Source organism: Pseudoalteromonas sp. RB2-MNA-CIBAN-0110, assembly GCF_040309305.1.
In the GTDB taxonomy this organism is placed as follows: Bacteria; Pseudomonadota; Gammaproteobacteria; order Enterobacterales; family Alteromonadaceae; genus Pseudoalteromonas; species Pseudoalteromonas arctica.
Map to the genome: position 1 here is coordinate 1 of NZ_JBEOOQ010000325.1, position 237 is coordinate 237.

Annotated in this window: 1 pseudogene; it reads left to right on the forward strand. The window is 38.0% G+C overall.

The features are described from left to right. Positions 1 to 237: pseudogene (locus tag AAEY68_RS21685) on the forward strand (exonuclease domain-containing protein); the annotation flags it as partial.

Consider the following 237-nt stretch of genomic DNA (forward strand, 5'->3'; position numbering starts at 1 on the left):
CCGTTACCGATTAGCATTTAAAAATATAACTGATGAGAACGATTACGTTGCTTTAGCGCCGCAGGTTCTAGTGCAAGCTGCGTATGGTGCAATAGCTGTTGCGCTTAAAAATAAGTTATTAGTACAGCTTTTTAAACAGTTAAAAAACACCAATAGCGAACTTGCTTTTAGTTTACTTGAAGGGTGTGTTGATGATAGCGAAGCACACGAAATTCAAATAAGAGAGCAATACAGGCT